The organism is Stenotrophomonas sp. YIM B13575, from assembly GCF_042787595.1.
Lineage (GTDB): Bacteria > Pseudomonadota > Gammaproteobacteria > Xanthomonadales > Xanthomonadaceae > Stenotrophomonas > Stenotrophomonas lactitubi_B.
The window spans coordinates 61,234-78,961 of sequence record NZ_JBHZOP010000003.1 but is presented as its reverse complement, the minus strand read 5'-3'; the positions used below and the strand labels follow the sequence as shown (position 1 = coordinate 78,961).

16 protein-coding genes are annotated in these 17,728 nt (G+C 65.3%); 7 read left to right on the top strand and 9 right to left on the bottom strand.

Annotation, left to right across the window (positions count from 1 at the left end):
- Nucleotides 1-204: 204 nt before the first annotated feature.
- From ACFX4F_RS00650 to rluD, 3 genes are read right to left on the bottom strand one after another with little or no spacing between them, the layout of a single operon-like run.
- On the bottom strand, nucleotides 205-630 hold the full coding sequence (locus ACFX4F_RS00650) for a thiol-disulfide oxidoreductase DCC family protein (protein ID WP_099820880.1): 426 nt from the start codon (nucleotides 628-630) through the stop codon (nucleotides 205-207).
- Entirely contained in the window at nucleotides 630-1,397 is a 768-nt protein-coding gene (gene pgeF / locus ACFX4F_RS00645; protein WP_380651212.1) for a peptidoglycan editing factor PgeF, read from the bottom strand. The genes ACFX4F_RS00650 and pgeF overlap by 1 nt, the downstream gene beginning before the upstream one ends.
- The gene (rluD, locus tag ACFX4F_RS00640; RefSeq protein ID WP_380651209.1) at nucleotides 1,397-2,386 is read right to left on the bottom strand and encodes a 23S rRNA pseudouridine(1911/1915/1917) synthase RluD; all 990 of its coding nucleotides are present in this window, start codon (nucleotides 2,384-2,386) and stop codon (nucleotides 1,397-1,399) included. The genes pgeF and rluD overlap by 1 nt, the downstream gene beginning before the upstream one ends.
- A gap of 114 nt (nucleotides 2,387-2,500) precedes the next feature.
- Between rluD and ACFX4F_RS00635 the strand changes: the two genes are divergently transcribed.
- The gene (locus ACFX4F_RS00635; RefSeq protein ID WP_099820877.1) at nucleotides 2,501-3,385 is read left to right on the top strand and encodes an outer membrane protein assembly factor BamD; all 885 of its coding nucleotides are present in this window, start codon (nucleotides 2,501-2,503) and stop codon (nucleotides 3,383-3,385) included.
- A gap of 132 nt (nucleotides 3,386-3,517) precedes the next feature.
- Here the strand turns inward: ACFX4F_RS00635 and ACFX4F_RS00630 are convergent, their stop codons facing one another.
- The 3 genes from ACFX4F_RS00630 to sucC form a co-directional block, all read right to left on the bottom strand.
- Entirely contained in the window at nucleotides 3,518-5,152 is a 1,635-nt protein-coding gene (locus ACFX4F_RS00630; RefSeq protein WP_380651206.1) for an NAD+ synthase, read from the bottom strand.
- Between the two features lie 181 nt (nucleotides 5,153-5,333).
- Nucleotides 5,334-6,209 (bottom strand): succinate--CoA ligase subunit alpha, encoded by an 876-nt coding sequence (gene sucD, locus ACFX4F_RS00625; protein ID WP_017356169.1) that lies wholly within the window; start codon nucleotides 6,207-6,209, stop codon nucleotides 5,334-5,336.
- Nucleotides 6,210-6,230: 21 nt separating this feature from the next.
- Complete coding sequence (gene sucC, locus ACFX4F_RS00620) at nucleotides 6,231-7,400, bottom strand: ADP-forming succinate--CoA ligase subunit beta (RefSeq protein WP_025874298.1); 1,170 nt, start codon at nucleotides 7,398-7,400, stop codon at nucleotides 6,231-6,233.
- 377 nt (nucleotides 7,401-7,777) lie between these two features.
- Between sucC and ACFX4F_RS00615 the strand changes: the two genes are divergently transcribed.
- The 3 genes from ACFX4F_RS00615 (at nucleotide 7,778) to ACFX4F_RS00605 (ending at nucleotide 11,394) form a co-directional block, all read left to right on the top strand.
- Nucleotides 7,778-9,391, top strand: coding sequence for a sensor histidine kinase (locus ACFX4F_RS00615; protein WP_380651201.1), 1,614 nt, complete (start codon nucleotides 7,778-7,780; stop codon nucleotides 9,389-9,391).
- 54 nt (nucleotides 9,392-9,445) lie between these two features.
- Nucleotides 9,446-10,819, top strand: a complete 1,374-nt coding sequence (locus ACFX4F_RS00610) for a sigma-54-dependent transcriptional regulator (protein ID WP_380651198.1) — start codon at nucleotides 9,446-9,448, stop codon at nucleotides 10,817-10,819.
- A 278-nt stretch (nucleotides 10,820-11,097) separates the two neighbouring features.
- Nucleotides 11,098-11,394, top strand: a complete 297-nt coding sequence (locus ACFX4F_RS00605) for a hypothetical protein (RefSeq protein ID WP_099820873.1) — start codon at nucleotides 11,098-11,100, stop codon at nucleotides 11,392-11,394.
- A gap of 42 nt (nucleotides 11,395-11,436) precedes the next feature.
- Here the strand turns inward: ACFX4F_RS00605 and pilB are convergent, their stop codons facing one another.
- The 3 genes from pilB to ACFX4F_RS00590 form a co-directional block, all read right to left on the bottom strand.
- Entirely contained in the window at nucleotides 11,437-13,164 is a 1,728-nt protein-coding gene (gene pilB, locus ACFX4F_RS00600; protein WP_380651195.1) for a type IV-A pilus assembly ATPase PilB, read from the bottom strand.
- A gap of 221 nt (nucleotides 13,165-13,385) precedes the next feature.
- The gene (locus ACFX4F_RS00595; RefSeq protein ID WP_380651192.1) at nucleotides 13,386-13,793 is read right to left on the bottom strand and encodes a pilin; all 408 of its coding nucleotides are present in this window, start codon (nucleotides 13,791-13,793) and stop codon (nucleotides 13,386-13,388) included.
- A gap of 151 nt (nucleotides 13,794-13,944) precedes the next feature.
- Complete coding sequence (locus tag ACFX4F_RS00590; protein ID WP_089236600.1) at nucleotides 13,945-14,376, bottom strand: pilin; 432 nt, start codon at nucleotides 14,374-14,376, stop codon at nucleotides 13,945-13,947.
- Nucleotides 14,377-14,728: 352 nt separating this feature from the next.
- Here ACFX4F_RS00590 and ACFX4F_RS00585 point away from each other — a divergent pair, with 352 nt between their 5' ends.
- The 3 genes from ACFX4F_RS00585 to coaE are packed head-to-tail and all read left to right on the top strand — an operon-like array spanning nucleotide 14,729 to nucleotide 17,482.
- Nucleotides 14,729-15,988, top strand: a complete 1,260-nt coding sequence (locus ACFX4F_RS00585) for a type II secretion system F family protein (protein WP_380651218.1) — start codon at nucleotides 14,729-14,731, stop codon at nucleotides 15,986-15,988.
- Between the two features lie 7 nt (nucleotides 15,989-15,995).
- Entirely contained in the window at nucleotides 15,996-16,859 is an 864-nt protein-coding gene (locus ACFX4F_RS00580) for an A24 family peptidase (RefSeq protein WP_025874291.1), read from the top strand.
- 11 nt (nucleotides 16,860-16,870) lie between these two features.
- Nucleotides 16,871-17,482 carry a dephospho-CoA kinase gene (gene coaE, locus ACFX4F_RS00575; protein WP_380651189.1) on the top strand — a complete coding sequence of 204 codons (612 nt, stop codon included), beginning with the start codon at nucleotides 16,871-16,873 and terminating at the stop codon, nucleotides 17,480-17,482.
- Nucleotides 17,483-17,728 lie beyond the last annotated feature (246 nt).

Below are 17,728 nucleotides of genomic sequence, written 5' to 3'. Positions count from 1 at the left end.
TCGCTCGGCTCGTCTGTCGGCTGCTACCCGCAGATATCATGTTGACGGTCCCTCCACCCTGGCTCCTACATACCTCGTAGGAGCCGGGAGGAACATACAAGCCATGCTCGGCTGGCTTTTGTAGAGTCAAGCCATGCTCGATTGCTCCGCTCTACTCTGCGCAAGAGCCAGCCGAGCATGGCTCGGCTCTACAACAACAGGCGATCAATCGAGGAAGCGCGCGGCCTGTGCCGGCGTCGGCAGGAAGCAGGCGTCATGGCGCCCGAACCAGCGATAGCGGTTGCGCGCCAGCACGCGGTACGCACCATCGCGCCACCGCCGTGGCAGCACGCGCAGCACGGCCGCCAGGCGCCAACCACCGCCCAGTGCGTCCAGAACGCGCAGGATCGCATCGGTATCGGTCCACGCGCCCTGCCCGTCCAACAGCAGGAACGAGGTCGGGTCGTGCGCGTCCAGCCCGTGCGCCCGCAACAACGCGCTGCCCTGCGCGCCCTGCATTGCCGCGAAGCGAAAGCGCTCCTGCCGGTCGAACCGCAGCAGGAAGCGCACCCAGCGGCTGCACAACGCGCAGACGCCGTCGAAGACGATCACGCCGCCAGGCTCTACACCCGCAGCGCGATCCCCCCGCATCAGTCCATCCACACCAGCGTCGCCATCCGGCCGGTACGGCGGTCGCGGCGATGCGAGTACAGGTCCGCATCGGCCATGGTCGAGACCGTGCCGCCATGGATGTTGCCCAGCTCCATGCCCGCCGCCTGCAGACGCTGTCGCGCCAGCGCGAACAGGTCCACTTTCCAGTGGCCGGGGCGGGTTGCCACGAAGGCCGCCGCAGCGGCCGCGTCGTGGCCGACGAAGGCGTGGTACACCTCTTCGCCGATCTCGTAATCGGCCGGTCCCGCTGCCGGGCCCAGCCACGCGCGCAGCTGTGCCGGCGGCGTCTGCATGGCGGCCACGGTGGCCTCCAGCATGCCGTCGGCCAGGCCACGCCAACCGGCATGGGCGGCGCCCACCTCGCTGCCATCGACAGCGGCGAACACCACCGGCAGGCAGTCCGCGGTGAGGATCGCCAGCACCACGCCAGGCACCGACGTCACCGCGGCATCGGCTACCGGTTCGCTGGCCCCTTCCACCGGCGGCGCAGCAAAACGCAGCACGGTGCTGCTGTGCACCTGGCGCAGCCAATGCGGCGCCGACGGCAGCGCCAGCCCCTGCTGCAGCAACTGCCGGTTGTGCTCGACATTGGCCGGGCTGTCACCGTCGGCCGTATGCCGGTTGCCCAGGTTGAACTGTGCGAACGGCTCGGGCGAGACCCCCGCGCCGCGTCGGCGCGTAGTCAGTGCATGCACGCCCGGGGGCGTCGGCCAATCGGCCTGCTGCAGTGGCAGCGCGGTCGTCATTACCAGCGGTTCCGCTCGCGTTCGGCGAAGGCTGCGCTGTCTTCGCGCAGCACTTTCATCAGGTGCAGCATGTCAGCCGGCGCCGGCGCGGTGTTGCGCACCGGCTCACCGCTGATCGGGTGCACGAACTCCAGGGTCTCTGCATGCAGGGCCTGGCGCTTGAAGCCGCGCAGCGCGGCCACCAGCTCGTCGCTGGCACCCTTGGGCAGCTTCAGCGCGCCGCCGTACAGCTGATCGCCCACGATCGGATGGCGCAGGTGCGCCATATGCACGCGGATCTGGTGGGTACGCCCGGTTTCCAGGCGGCATTCCAGCGCGGTATGCGCGCGGAAGCGCTCGCGCAGGCGGTAATGGGTCACCGCTTCCTTGCCATCCTCGCGCACACCCATCTTCAGGCGGTCGCGCGGGTGACGGTCGATCGGCGCATCCGCCGTACCACCGGCCACCAGCGCGCCCATCACCACGGCCAGGTACTGGCGGTGCACGTCACGGGCGGCCAGCTGCTCGACCAGCGCAGTCTGCGCTTCCAAGGTGCGGGCCACGACCATCACGCCGCTGGTGTCCTTGTCCAGGCGATGCACGATGCCCGCGCGCGGCAGCACCGCCACCGACGGGTCGCGGTACAGCAGCGCATTGACCAGCGTGCCGCTGTGGTTGCCGGCACCGGGGTGCACGACCAGGCCAACGGGCTTGTTGATCACCAGCACGTGCTCATCCTCGAACAGCACGTCCAGCGGGATGTCTTCCGGCTCGGCGGTGGTCTGGGTTTCCAGCACCACCTGCAGGGTGACCACCTCGCCACCGCGCAGGGCGTCGCGCGGCCGCGCCTGCGCGCCGTCCAGCAGGACGTCGCCGGCCTTGATCCACTCGGTCAGGCGGGAGCGGGAATATTCGGGGAACAGCTCGGCCACGACTGCGTCGAAACGACGGCCGGCGGAGGTGTCGGGGACAATGGCCTGGCGGGCCGATTCGGAGGGTTGTTCAGACATGGCAGGGGGGTATCTTTGAAATTTTGGGGTCCCGGCGAGCCGGTTTCAGTCGCTGGACAGGACACTAGGCTATCATCGACCCTTCGTATTCCAGCCGCGTCCCGCATTGACCCCATGATCCGACGCTCCGTCCTGCTCTCCGCGCCCGTCCGCCTGACCGCCCTTCTGCTGGTGCTGGTCATCGTCGCCACCGGCTGCAACCGCGGCACCAAGGGCGATCGCCCTGATGAAGGCACCCCGGTCGAACAGCTCTACGAAAAGAGCCACAAGCTGATGCAAGGCGGCAACTGGAGCGGCGCCGAAGCCAGCTTCCGCCGTCTGGTGGCACAGTATCCCTACGGCCCGTACACCGAGCAGGCGATGATCGAATCGGCCTATGCCCAGTACAAGGCCGGCAAGCACGATGACGCGGTGTCCAGCATCGACCGCTTCATCCGTACCTACCCGACCCACCGCAACATCGCGTACCTGTACTACCTGCGCGGCCTGGCCAACTCCAACCGCAATACGGTTTTCCTGCGTCGCGTATGGTCACTGGACGCGAGCCGCCGCGATCTGTCCACGCCGCACCAGGCGTATTCAGACTTCAACATCGTGGTCGACCGCTACCCCAACAGCCGCTATGCCGCCGACGCGCGCCAGCGCATGCTGGTGCTGCGTGACGTATTCGCCCAGCACGAACTCGACAACGCGCTGTACTACATGCGCCGTGGCGCCTACGTCTCGGCCGCCGGCCGCGCCAACTACCTGCTGGAAACCTACCCGCAGAGCGCGTTCCAGAACGATGCCGTGGCGGTACTGGCCGACTCCTACACCCACCTGGGCAACAAGACCCTGGCCGACGACGCCCGCCGCGTCCTGCAGCTGAACCAGCCGGACCACCCGTGGCTGGAAGGCAAGTGGCCGAAGTACCCGTGGATGATCCGCAAGCTGAACCCGTTTGCCGGCGAGAAGTCCGCCGCCACCGGCCAGCGCAACGCGCGACTGGAAAAGAAGTAAGAAAAAAGGCCCCGCAAGGGGCCTTTTTTTTGCCTGGCAGATCCACGCCACGCGTGGATGGGGCATGCACCTCATCCTGAACGGTGCGGACCAGGGGCCGCACCCACTCTGGATGGGCCCCGCAACCAGCCCTCAGCCCTTGTAGCCGTTGCTGATCGGGTACCGGCGCTCACGCCCGAACGCGCGACGCGAAACCTTCGGGCCGGGCGCGGCCTGGTGGCGCTTCCACTCGCTGATGCGCACCAGGCGCAGCACACGATCCACCACCGCCGCGTCGTAGCCGGCGGCAACGATCTCCGTACGCGACTGCTCCTGGTCGATGTAGCGGTACAGGATGCCGTCCAGCACATCGTAGGCCGGCAGCGAGTCCTGGTCGGTCTGGTTCTCGCGCAGTTCGGCCGATGGCGGGCGGCTGATCACTGCCGGCGGAATCACCGGCGCGCCGCCCACCGTGTTGCGCCACTTGGACAGGCCGAACACCTCGGTCTTGTACAGATCCTTCAGCGGTGCGTAGCCGCCGCACATGTCGCCATAGATCGTGGCGTAGCCGACCGCGTACTCGCTCTTGTTGCCGGTGGTCAGCAACAGGCCGCCGAACTTGTTGGCCAACGCCATCAGGATCACGCCACGGCTGCGCGACTGCAGGTTCTCTTCGGTCACATCCGGCGTGGTGCCCTCGAACATGGGTGCCAGCGCCTGCATCAGGCCCTGGAATGCCGGCTCGATGGAAACGGCTTCCAGCTTCACGCCCAGCGCCTCGCACTGCTCGGCGGCCAGGTCGTTGGACATGCCGGCGGTATAGCGCGAGGGCAGGCGCACGGCGGTGACGTTCTCCGCGCCCAGCGCATCAACCGCCATCGCCAGCACGATCGCCGAGTCGATGCCGCCGGACAGGCCCAGCCACACCTTCTTGAAGCCGTTCTTGCTGCAGTAGTCCTGGATGCCGCGGGTCACCGCGCGCCAGGCCAGCGCATCCATGCTCTCGTCGCCGTCGTCCAACCACACGTGCGGCATGAAGCGGCGCGTCGCACCGTCGTACTCCACCACCAGCCACTGGTCGACGAAGGCCGCCGCGGCCGGATGCACCGTGCCATCGCCGTCGGCCACCACCGATGCACCATCGAACACCAGCGCATCCTGGCCGCCCACCACGTTGAGGTAGGCGATGGCCGCGCCGCTTTCGCGGGTGCGTGCAGCCAGCACCGCATCGCGCTGGGCATGCTTGCCGCGCTCGTAGGGCGAAGCGTTGGGCACCACCACCAGCTGCGCACCGGCCCGCACCGTATCGGCCAGCGGCTCGGCGAACCACAGGTCTTCGCAGATCAGCAGGCCCACCGGAATGCCATCAACCTCGAATACGCAGCTGCCACCGTCGGGATCGACATCGAAGTAGCGACGCTCGTCGAACACCGCGTAATTGGGCAGCTCGCGCTTGCGGTAGGTCTGCTCCACCAGGCCATCGCGCAGCACGCTGGCCGCGTTGTAGACCACCGCACCGGCCGCCTGCGGCCAACCGACCACGGCGGTGATGCCACGGCATGCCGCGGCAATGCGGGTCATCGCCTGCTCGCACTCGTACAGGAAGCCGGGGCGCAGCAGCAGGTCCTCCGGCGGATAGCCGCTGACTGCCAGCTCGGGGAACATCACCAGCCCGGCGCCGTACTCGTCGCGCGCCTGGCCGATCATCTCGATGATGCGCTCGGTGTTGCCGGCGACGTCGCCAACCGGGAAGTCGAACTGCGCCATCGCGATGCGGATCGAAGCCATGGGAATCCAGCCTGTGGTTGCAATGCCGCCATTGTAACGCTGGGGTCAGATCCCTTTTGCATGGCAAAAGGGATCTGACCCCATTGCAGACGCAGAAAAGCCGCCCGGAGGCGGCCTTTCTGTTTCAGGCAGCCGAGCGTGGGCTCGGCTCTACAGAATCGTCTGCCGGAGGCAGTCGATCTTATTTGACCAGCTTGGCGATGGCAGCGCCCAGGTCGCCCGGCGAACGCACGGTGACGACGCCAGCAGCTTCCATTGCAGCAAACTTGCCTTCGGCAGTGCCCTTGCCGCCCGATGCGATCGCACCGGCGTGGCCCATGCGCTTGCCGGCCGGAGCCGACGCACCGGCGATGAAACCGACGACCGGCTTCTTCACGTGGTTCTTGATGTACTCGGCACCGGCTTCTTCAGCGTCGCCGCCGATTTCGCCGACCATGATGATGCCTTCGGTCTGCGGGTCTTCGTTGAACAGCTTCAGGCAGTCGACGAAGTTCAGGCCGTTGATCGGGTCACCACCGATGCCGATGCAGGTGGACTGGCCCAGGCCGACTTCGGTGGTCTGCTTGACCGCTTCATAGGTCAGGGTGCCCGAGCGCGACACGATGCCGATCTTGCCCGGCTTGTGGATGTGGCCCGGCATGATGCCGATCTTGCACTCACCCGGGGTGATGACGCCCGGGCAGTTCGGCCCGATCAGCACGGTGTCCGGATGCGAGCGGGTCAGCACGTTCTTGACGCGCAGCATGTCCAGCACCGGGATGCCTTCGGTGATGCAGACGATGACCTTGATGCCGGCAGCAGCGGCTTCCAGGATCGCGTCAGCCGCGTACGGCGGCGGCACGTAGATGACCGAAGCGTTGGCGCCGGTGCTCTGCACGGCGTCGGCCACGGTGTTGAAGACCGGCAGGTCGATATGGGTGGTGCCACCCTTGCCCGGGGTCACGCCGCCGACAACCTGGGTGCCGTACTCGATCATCTGAGTGGCGTGGAAGGTGCCCTGCTGGCCGGTGAAGCCCTGCACGATCACCTTGGTGTTCTTATTGATCAAAACTGACATTGGATTTCCTTCGGTGTCGGATCAGGCGGCGTTCTTGACAGCTTCGACGACCTTCTTGGCACCGTCGTTGATGTTGTCGGCCGGGATGATGGCCATGCCGCTGTCACGCAGCAGCTGCTTGCCTTCTTCCACGTTGGTGCCTTCCAGGCGCACCACGACCGGAACCTTGACGCCCACTTCCTTCACAGCAGCGATGATGCCTTCGGCAATCATGTCGCAGCGGACGATGCCGCCGAAGATGTTGACGAAGATGCCTTCGACCTTGTCCGAGGACAGGATCAGCTTGAACGCTTCGATGACGCGCTGCTTGTTGGCACCGCCGCCCACGTCCAGGAAGTTCGCCGGCTCGCCGCCGTTGAGCTTGATGACGTCCATGGTGGCCATGGCCAGGCCGGCGCCGTTGACCATGCAGCCGATGTTGCCGTCCATGGTGACGTAGTTGATGTCCAGCTCCGAAGCGATCACTTCGGTCGGATCTTCCTGGGTCTTGTCGCGCATGGCGACCAGCGCCTTCTGGCGGAACGCGGCGTTGTCGTCGCTGTCGAACTTGCCGTCCAGCGCGTACAGGTTGCCGTCGTCCAGGATGGCCAGCGGGTTGATTTCAACCAGCGCCAGGTCCTTTTCGTTGAACAGGCGGTACAGGTTCACCATGATGTTGGCGAACTGGCCGGCCTGCTTGGCGGTCAGGCCCAGCTTGAAGCCGAAATCACGACCGTGGTAACCCTGCACGCCTTCGACGAAGTCGACGTTCAGCGAGTGGATCAGCTCCGGGGTTTCAGCGGCGACCTGCTCGATCTCCACGCCGCCTTCCGAAGAAGCGATGTAGGTGATGGTCTTGGTGCCACGGTCAACCAGTACCGACAGGTACAGTTCCTTGACGATCTCGCCAGCGGTGGTCACCAGCACCAGGTTGACCGGCAGTTCAACGCCAGCAGTCTGGTAGGTGGCCATCTTGGTGCCGAGCATCTTGGCCGCAGCGGCCTTCACGTCGTCGGTGGTCTTGCAGAACTTGACGCCGCCAGCCTTGCCGCGGCCGCCAGCGTGGATCTGCGCCTTGACCATCCAGGGGCCCTGGCCCAGGGAGTTGGCAGCGGCAACAGCTTCGTCCGGGGTCGCAGCGACCTTGCCGGCCGGGACCGGGATGCCGTACTCGGCAAGCAGTTGTTTTGACTGGTATTCGTGGAAATTCATGCGTCACCGTGGGAATAGGAACGACCGCACGCAATTCCTCAGGGCCCCGGCGGGGCGCCGGCATGGACCGCGGCGGGCCCACTATTGTGGCCGAGCCGGCGCCGGGGCGCAAAGAAGTATGGACAAAAGGCCGCACCCGGCCAGATTTCCATGGTCATTCAGGCAGTTGCGGCACGGCCTGGACCAGAGCCCCCGTGCCGGCCCCGGCCGATTGCGCAGCCCAGCCCGGTGCAGGCGCCCTATACTGGCCCCGTAAATTCGAGCCCACGGTGCCGGCAACCGGGCAGCGAGCAGATCCGACGATCGGGGGACGTCGGGCAGGTTCGGCCCACCGCCGTCATGATCCAGTTCCAGGCAGCCAGAAGGGGAGTTCCGGCGTGTCACCCAGTGCTTCATTGATCGACCGCATCGAATCGATACCGCGGCGCGAGCTGTATTTCTTCGCCCTGTACCGGGTGCTGATCGCCTCGGTCATCGCCGCCCTGCTGTACAGCCCGTTGTCGGCGATCAGCGGCGAAGCCCATCACCCGCGCCTGGCCTATTCGGTCGGCGCCGCCTACCTGCTGTTGTCGCTGCTGCTGCTGGTGATCGGCCGCAACGAGCGCTGGCTGCGGCCCATCGTGGTCGGCGGCGTGCTGCTGGATATCGTCGCCGCCAGCCTGCTGGCGCACGCCCTGCCCGGTGCCAGCGCCGGCATCTCGATGTCGCTGCTGTTCAACATCGCCGCCGCTGCCACCCTGCTGCCGCTCAGCTGGGGCCTGGTGCTGGCGCTGGCCGCCAGCGTCGCCACCGCCGCCGAGTACCTGTGGAAGGTGCTGGAAGGCGGCGATCCCACCCGCACCCTGGCCGAGCTGGCGATGTTCGCCACCAGTTACCTGGCGCTGGCCTTCATCAGCTACCAGGTCGGCAACCGCGCCCGCCGCAACCAGCAGCTGGCCAACCAGCGTGGCGACGAAGTGGCCAACCTGTTCCAGATCAACGAACTGATCATCCGCCGCATGCGTACCGGCGTGGTCGTGGTGGACGCCGACAACCGCATTACCCTGGCCAACGAGGCCGCCTCGATCCTGCTCGGCGACAGCGACGGCAACAGTGATTCCGGCCGCCTCGACCTGGCCAGCGTCGCCCCCGAACTTGCCCGACGCCTGCAACGCTGGCGCAACGGCTGGGCGCAGGACGAAATGCCGCTGCAGCTCAACCCCGACCAGCCGGAAGTACAACCGCGCTTTGCCCGCCTGCTGGCCGGCAGCGACCTGGTGCTGGTGTTCCTGGATGACTCCAGCGTGGTCTCGCGCCGCGCCGAATCGCTCACACTGTCGGCGATGGGGCGTTTCTCGGCCAGCCTCGCCCACGAGATCCGCAACCCGCTGGCGGCCATCAACTACGCCGTGCAGCTGCTCGAGGAAGGCACCGGCTTCAATGACAGCGACCGCCGCCTGCTGCAGATCATCCACCAGCAGTGCCAACGCACCAACGGCATCGTTGAGAGCGTGCTCGGCCTGGCCCGGCGCGAACGCGCCAATCCGGAAAACGTCGATCTCGCGGCGTTCGTGCGCCGTTTCGTGCTGGAGTACAAGCAGGGGCAGACGCTGGAGACCGACAGCATCGAACCGATCATCAACGACACCTCGGTGCCGGCCCAGGTCGACCCGCGCCACCTGTACCAGGTGCTGACCGTGCTGGTGCACAACGCCCTGAAGTACGGTCGCATCGGCGAGCAGCCCGCGCGCGTGCGGCTGCGTGTGGCCCAGCACGAACGCAGTGCGGTGATCGACGTGATGGATCGCGGCCCGGGCATTCCCGAGACCGTCGCCGCGCAGCTGTTCCGCCCCTTCTTCACCACTTCCGAGCACGGCACCGGCCTGGGCCTGTATATCGCCCGCGAGCTGTGCCGCGCCAACCAGGCACGACTGGATTACATCCCCGTCCCCGCCGGTGGCTCCTGCTTCCGCCTGGTTCTGCCTGGCCCGCACACCCTGTTTCCGGACTGATTTCGTGCGTCAAACATTTGTCGCATCCCACCCCCTCGGCTATCTTTCCCACCCATGAACGAAACCCGCAGCGCCCTCGTCGTCGACGATGAACGCGATATCCGCGAACTGCTGGTGTTGACCCTCGGCCGCATGGGCCTGCGCATCAGCACCGCCGCCAACCTCGCCGAAGCCCGCGAACTGCTGGCCAGCAATCCCTATGACCTGTGCATCACCGACATGCGCCTGCCCGACGGCAACGGCATCGAACTGGTCAGCGAGATCGCCCAGCACTATCCGCGCACGCCGGTAGCGATGATCACCGCTTTCGGCAGCATGGACCTGGCAGTGGAAGCACTGAAGGCGGGCGCGTTCGATTTCGTCAGCAAGCCGGTGGACATCACCGTGCTGCGCGGCCTGGTCAAGCATGCGCTGGAACTCAACAACAGCGAACGCCCCGCTACCGGCCCCGCCGTAGAACAGGCCGCGCGCCTGCTCGGCGAATCGCCGGCCATGGACGTGCTGCGTGCCACCATCGGCAAGGTCGCGCGCAGCCAGGCACCGGTCTACATCCTCGGCGAATCCGGCGTGGGCAAGGAGCTGGTTGCGCGCACCATCCATGCGCAGGGCGCACGTGCAGCCGGGCCGTTCGTACCGGTCAACTGTGGCGCCATCCCCACCGAATTGATGGAGAGCGAGTTCTTCGGCCATCGCAAGGGCAGCTTCACCGGCGCCCATGCCGACAAGCCGGGACTGTTCCAGGCCGCGCACGGCGGCACTTTGTTCCTGGATGAAGTGGCCGAACTGCCGCTGCAGATGCAGGTGAAGCTGCTGCGCGCGATCCAGGAAAAATCGGTGCGCGCGGTTGGCGCGCCCAGCGAAGAGCCGGTGGACGTGCGCATCCTCTCGGCCACCCACAAGGATCTGGCCGAGCTGGTCGAGGACGGGCGTTTCCGCCACGACCTGTACTACCGCATCAACGTCATCGAACTGCGCGTGCCGCCCCTGCGCGAGCGCCGCCAGGATCTGCCGGCGCTGGCCGCATCAATCCTGGCACGGCTGGCCCGCAGCCACGGCCGCGCCACCCCGCTGCTGGCGCCCTCGGCACTGGACGCGCTGGCGCAGTACGGCTTCCCGGGCAATGTGCGCGAGCTGGAGAACATCCTGGAACGCGCACTGGCACTGGCCGAGGAAGACCGTATCGGCGCCGACGACCTGCGCCTGCCGCAGCACGCGCCGCGTTCACCGGGCAGCGCTGCCCATGCCGAAGCCGTGGTCGACCTGCACCCGGGCAGCGCCGCCCTGCCCTCGTACATCGAGCAGCTCGAGCGCAGTGCCATCCAGCGCGCGCTGGAAGAAAACCGCTGGAACAAGACCCGTACCGCCGCGCAGCTGGGCATCACCTTCCGCGCGCTGCGTTACAAGCTGAAGAAGCTGGGGATGGAGTAAGGCCCATACGCGGCGCGGATGCATCGCTGGCGCCGCCAGCGCTGACCGACAACGTGCAGGGCACGACGGAGGCAAGCAGTCGCAAATGCCCCGCGCCGCATCGAGGCCCACGATGCGTGGCAGCGCATGATTGGGGTTTGCCGCAACGAAGGTCACAGTCTGTTCGCGACCAGCGCCTGTTTTTGATCGCGAGCAGCTGCTATTGCAACCATTCCGAAGTGATCCGTGAGCTCGCACGTGCACCCTGTGTCCTCCTTCCAATCCAAGGAGTACACGTCATGAAACCACTGTTCGCTCTCGCTCTTCTGGCTGGCATCAGCCTCCTGCACAGCACCGATGCAAGTGCCCAGACGACCCCGCTGGTGTGCCAGGAAAACTTCGCGCGGTCCGAGGCCTACCTCACCTGCATGGTGAACAGCGTGGAAGTGGTTGCCGGCCGATGCCAGATGCAGATTCCCTGCCGACGCAACAACGGCTCGACCTATCTGAACAACGGCTCATTCGACCCCGCACGGTTGCAGAACCTGTGCAACCGCGACGGAGTACTCGCCTACGGTTGCCCGCCGCGCCCCTGACCTCTGCCGAGGTGTCCCTGCAGGGCTCTTGCCCTGCAGGGATCAATCCTTGGTGACGCGGTTGATTTCGGCCAGGCTGGTCACACCCGCAGCCGCCTTCTTCAGCGCCGACTGCCGCAGGTCATTCACGCCGATCGCCTGCGCAGCCTCGGCAATCTGCAGCGCGTTGCCGCCCGCCAGCACGATGGACGCGATCTCGTCGGTCATCGGCATCACCTGGTAGAGACCGGTACGCCCCTTGTAGCCCTCGGTGCATTCATCGCAGCCCACCGCCTCATACAGCTCGATGCCCGTGTCCAGCTGCGCCTGGGTGAAGCCCTCGGCGAGCAGCGCATGCTCCGGCAGATTGGCCGGGCGCTTGCAGTTCGAACACAGGCGACGCGCCAGGCGCTGGGCAATCACCAGCGTCACCGAGCTGGTGATGTTGTACGGCGCGATACCCATGTTCATCAGGCGCGCGATGGTCTGCGGCGCGTCGTTGGTATGCAGCGTGGACAGCACCATGTGGCCGGTCTGCGCCGCCTTGATCGCGATCTCGGCGGTTTCCAGGTCGCGGATTTCGCCGACCATGATGATGTCCGGATCCTGCCGCAGGAACGAGCGCAGGGCGGCGGCAAAGGTCATGCCGCGCTTGTTGTTCTGCTGCACCTGGTTGACGCCGGGCAGGCGGATTTCCACCGGATCTTCGGCGGTGGAAATGTTGCGGGTCTCATCGTTGAGGATTCCCAGCGCGGTATACAGCGACACCGTCTTGCCCGAACCGGTCGGGCCGGTTACCAGCACCATGCCGTACGGCTTGTGGATGGCGTCCAGGAACAGCTTCTGCTGGTCCGGCTCGTAACCCAGCTTGTCGATGCCCAGCTTGGCCGCGCTGCCATCGAGAATACGCAGCACCACCTTCTCGCCGAACAGGGTGGGCAGCGTACTGACGCGGAAGTCGATCTGTCGGGTCTTGGACAGGTTGAGCTTGATGCGCCCATCCTGCGGCACGCGCTTTTCCGCGATATCCAGCTGCGCCATCACCTTCAGGCGCGCAGCGATGCGCTGGTTGAGCTTGTTCGGTGCGCGCGCGACCATCTTCAGCAGGCCGTCGATGCGCAGGCGCACGCGGTAGTCGTCTTCATAGGGCTCGAAGTGGATATCCGACGCCCCCTTGCGGATGGCATCGACCAACACCTTGTTGACGAACTTGACCACTGGGGTATCGTCGCCCTTGGCGTCGATGCCGCTGTCGGTGCTGGCCATGTCGTCGTCGCCACCGCCAACATCGAGATTGACCATGCCGTCATCGTCACCGCCCAGCGCATCGCCCATGGTGTCGTGGCTGGCATGCCACTGCTCCAACGTGCGGCGGATCTGATCCTCATCCACCAGGATCGGTTCCACCACCAGATTGGTGTGGAACTTGATCTCGTCCAGAGAATGGGTGGGGTTACTGGTGCCGACGAACAGCTTGCCGCCGCGTTTGAACAGCGGCAGCACGTTGTGCTTGCGCAGCAGCTCTTCGCTGACCACGCTCATCGCGTTCTGGCTGCTGTCGAATGTGGATACGTCGAACAGCGGCATGCCGAACTCGAGTGAGTTGGCGGCCGCGAGCTGGGCAGCGCCGACCACCTTGTTCTGGGCGAACCATGTTGGCAGCGGCTGGCGCGCAGCGGCCGCCTTGGCCATGGCATCGCGGGCAGCGACTTCGTCCAACGCGCCATCCTGTACGAGGCGGCGGGCCAGGCCGGTGATGCCGACGAGATTGGCGGTGGTAACGGCGGTCATATGAATCCTTAGCTCATGGGTCTGGCAGCGCGGTGCGCCCTCCGAAGGCACAGCGCGGGGTAGCAGAACCTGTCGCGACCCGATGGCCAGCGGCATCGCCAATCCTTGAGCATGACTGCCTTGCCCGGCACTCCCGGCCCGGCAGACACGATCCTGACTCCCCCGGGGATGATAGCCCCGTCAACGGCTCGCCGACATCCTATTGGCGGTCCGTAGTTGAATCAGCAGCCAGCTGGTCGATAGCGCGCTTCGAATGCGCTGCCGTCGCAGCTCCAGATGCCCTCGGCGGAGCGGCGCAGGATCAGGTCTTTACCTTCCAGGGCACTGTGGCCTTTCAGCGTGCAGCTGATGTGGCCGACGCCTGATTCGCTGAGCTCGGCCTCGACTACCGAGCAATGCGCGTTCTGAGAGCCGCCGATGAGTTCTGGTGTTACCGAACTGGCCGGACGGCCATCATTGATGAGGATCTCGACCTTGCCCTTGCCCGGGCCGATATCAGCCAGCGCAGCGGTCAGCTGAGTGCGCACAATGTAAGGCTGGAACGCCACCGTCGCGATGGCCGCCAGGATGGCGAGGATGGCCACCACGATCATCAGTTCGATGAGCGTGAAGCCCTTTTGCGTATTCATGACTCCCCCTGTCTTATCCAGCAATCCCCATTGCTGTATGCCGCTCGATTTTCATGCTTCGGTCAGCACAAGGCCCGCAGAAGCGGGCCTTGTGACTATCGCATGCAAGGCTAGGAAGAATAGTTCCTACGCCCCCCATTGATCATGTCGATCAGCTGCAGCCCTTGGGCTTGAACTTGGCGTCAACAGCAGTGGTGACACAGGCGAAACCGCCGGCAGTCGTGATGGCGCCAGTGGTAGCATCAACAACCGAATCCGTGTAGGTCAACGCGATGGTGGAGGCGGAACCGATGCGGCCCGGATCACGGATGGTGCAAGTCATACCATCACCGTCCACGGCGATCGTCGAGCAGCTGCCGGTCGAGGTGCCCTGGAAGCCAGCACTATTCGGATTCGGATCGCGACCTGCACTCTTTTCCATCTCGAACTGGGTCTTGTGCGAGGCCAGGTCGGCCAGGGCAGCGGTGACCTTCGACTTCGAGGTGTAGTCCTGGTAAGCCGGCAGTGCGATGGCGGCCAGGATGGCGATGATCGCGACGACGATCATCAGTTCGATAAGGGTGAAGCCCTTCTGGTTCTTCATTGTGGTACATCCCCAAGATAGTGGTGGTTGATTTCAGTACACAGGTAACGAGCCGGCATCGCCGGTTGAGCGGGTCCTGTGCCCTGCGGGTGGATCAACGCAGGTTGCGTGCCAACCCCGGCACGCCTCCCCCTGGATTTCCCCGCGCCCATGATGGCAGCAATTTCGTGGATGTGAACCCCCCGAATGCGAATCTGCGATGGACGCGGCAATGTGACGCAGTGCGTCACCTTTGGTCGGCCGCCGGCACGAAATTGCATTCCGGCCCGCTCGGCAACTGCCCAGACGGCAATGAACCCGCTACCATCGGCAACTGGATGCCCGTCTGGGGATGGCGGGCCGGGGAGCCAACATGTCTGTCAGTCGCAGTGCGATCAAGAAAGAACCGGTGGCGCGCGCCACCATGGAGCTGCAGCCGTTTGTCTGGGAGGGGACCGACAAGCGGGGCGTGAAAATGAAGGGCGAGCAGCTGGCCAAGAATGCCAACCTGCTGAGGGCCGAACTGCGCCGCCAAGGCATCAACCCAGGCACGGTAAAAACGAAGCCCAAACCGTTGTTCGGTGCTGCCGGAAAGCCGATCAAACCGCGGGACATCGCCTTTTTTAGCCGGCAGATGGCCACGATGATGAAGTCCGGCGTACCGATCGTATCGGCACTGGACATCATCGGCAGCGGGCACAAAAACCCGCGTATGAAAAAAATGGTGGACACCATCCGCACCGATATCGAGGGCGGCTCCTCGCTGTATGAGGCGGTCAGCAAGCATCCGGTGCAGTTCGATGAGCTGTACCGCAACCTGGTGCGGGCCGGCGAGGGCGCCGGTGTGCTGGAAACCGTGCTGGACACGGTAGCCACTTACAAAGAGAACATCGAGGCGCTGAAGGGCAAGATCAAGAAGGCGCTGTTCTACCCGATCATGGTGGTAGTGGTGGCCATGCTGGTCAGCGGCATCATGCTGGTGTTCGTGGTGCCGCAGTTCGAGGATGTGTTCAAGAGCTTCGGCGCCGACCTGCCCGCGTTCACGATGTTGGTGGTGAACCTGTCGCGGTTCATGGTGTCGTGGTGGTGGTTGATGCTGATTGTTGCGATCGGAATGGCGGTCGGTGCAGTCATGGCCTACAAGCGTTCGCCGAAGATGCAGCACGCCATGGACCGGTTCGTGTTGAAGGTGCCGGTGATCGGCCAGATCATGCACAACAGCGCCATTGCCCGTTTCGCCCGCACCACCGCCGTTACGTTCAAGGCGGGCGTGCCGCTGGTGGAGGCACTCGGCATCGTGGCTGGCGCCACCGGCAACACGGTGTATGAAGAGGCGGTGCTGCGGATGCGCGATGACGTGTCTGTCGGCTACCCGGTCAACGTTTCCATGAAACAGACCAACCTGTTCCCGCACATGGTCATCCAGATGACCGGCATCGGCGAAGAGGCTGGTGCCTTGGATGCCATGCTGTTCAAGGTGGCCGAGTACTACGAGCAGGAGGTCAACAATTCGGTGGATGCCCTGAGCAGCCTGCTGGAACCGATGATCATGGTGTTCATTGGTACCATTGTTGGCGGCATGGTGATTGCCATGTACCTTCCCATCTTCAAGCTCGGCGCCGTCGTCGGATAAAACATACATGGCATTTCTCGACCAGCATCCCGGCCTCGGCTATCCCGCCGCGGCCGGCCTGGGACTGCTTCTGGGCAGCTTCCTGAACGTCGTCATCCTGCGCCTGCCCAAGCGGCTGGAGTGGCAGTGGAAGCGCGATGCGCGCGAGGTCCTGGAAGAACCTGACTTCTACGAGCCGCCCCCGCCGGGCATCGTCGTTGAGCCTTCGCACTGCCCACACTGCAAGCACAAGCTGGCCTGGTACGAGAACATCCCGCTGTTCAGCTGGATGATCCAGGGCGGCAAGTGCCGCCACTGCAAGGCGCCCATTTCCATCCAGTACCCGCTGGTGGAAGCGCTGACCGCGGTGATGGTGCTGGCCTGCGTATGGCAGTTCGGCTTCGGCTGGCAGGGCTTCGGTGCGATCGTGCTGACCTGCTTCCTGATCGCCCTGTCCGGCATCGATCTGCGCACCCAGCTGCTACCGGACCAATTGACCCTACCCCTGATGTGGCTGGGGTTGATCGGCAGCATCGACAACCTGTACATGCCCGCCAAACCGGCCCTGCTCGGCGCCCTGCTGGGCTACCTGTCGCTGTGGTCGGTGTGGTGGCTGTTCAAGCAGCTGACCGGCAAGGAAGGCATGGGCCACGGCGACTTCAAGTTGCTGGCCGCGCTGGGGGCCTGGTGCGGCATGAAGGGCATCCTGCCGATCATCCTGATGTCGTCGGTGCTGGGCGCCCTCATCGGCTCGATCTGGCTGTACAGCCGTGGTCGTGACCGAGCGACGCCGATCCCGTTCGGCCCCTACCTGGCGCTGGCCGGCTGGCTCTTCTTCATGTGGGGCGAGCCCCTGCTGAACCAGTATCTGGTGATGAGCGGGCTGCGCTGAGGGGAGTCCCCATGAGCCGGTATGTGGTCGGCCTGACCGGCGGCATCGCCTCGGGCAAGAGTGAGGTGACCCGGCGCTTCGAGGCGCTGGGGATTGTCGTGGCCGACGCCGATCTTGCCGCACGCGCGGTGGTGACGGTGGGCAGCCCTGCCCTGTCCCTGATTGCCGAACGCTTCGGCGCGGACATGCTGCTGGCCGACGGCAGCCTGGACCGGGCGCGTCTGCGTGCCCACATCTTTGCAGACCCGGCCGAGCGGACGGCGCTGGAAGCGATCACCCACCCGGCCATCCGCCGGCTGATACAGCAGCAGTGCGAACAGGCCGCCAGCCCCTATGCGCTGGCGGCGATCCCGCTGCTGACCGAAGTCGGCGGCCGCCAAGCCTATCCCTGGCTGGACCGGGTGCTGCTGGTGGATGCCCCGGAGGCCGTGCAGCACGCCCGGCTGATGCAGCGCGACGGCATCGACGCCGCGCTGGCCGACCAGATGATCGCCGCCCAGGCCACCCGCGCGCAGCGCTTGGCGCTGGCCGATGACGTGGTGGTCAATGATGGCCATCCGGATGACCTGCAGGCGCAGGTGGAGCAGTTGCATCTGCGGTATCTGCGGTTGGCTGCCGGGTAAGGGCGGGCTTCACCCTGCATGGCTGATGTCGCCTCTTGGGTGATCTGCATCGCGCGCAGGACGATGCCCCGGCCGGGGCAATTCACAACCCCGAGGCAATCAGCGATCTTGAATGCCCCGGCGGATTGCCAGATCCACACACAGGACTGCGAGAAGAAAGAAGATCATCGCAACACCCCATTGATACGCCAACGGTCCGAAGAGATGCTTGACCATCGTGCCCACGCCACAGAACACGCGGCACCG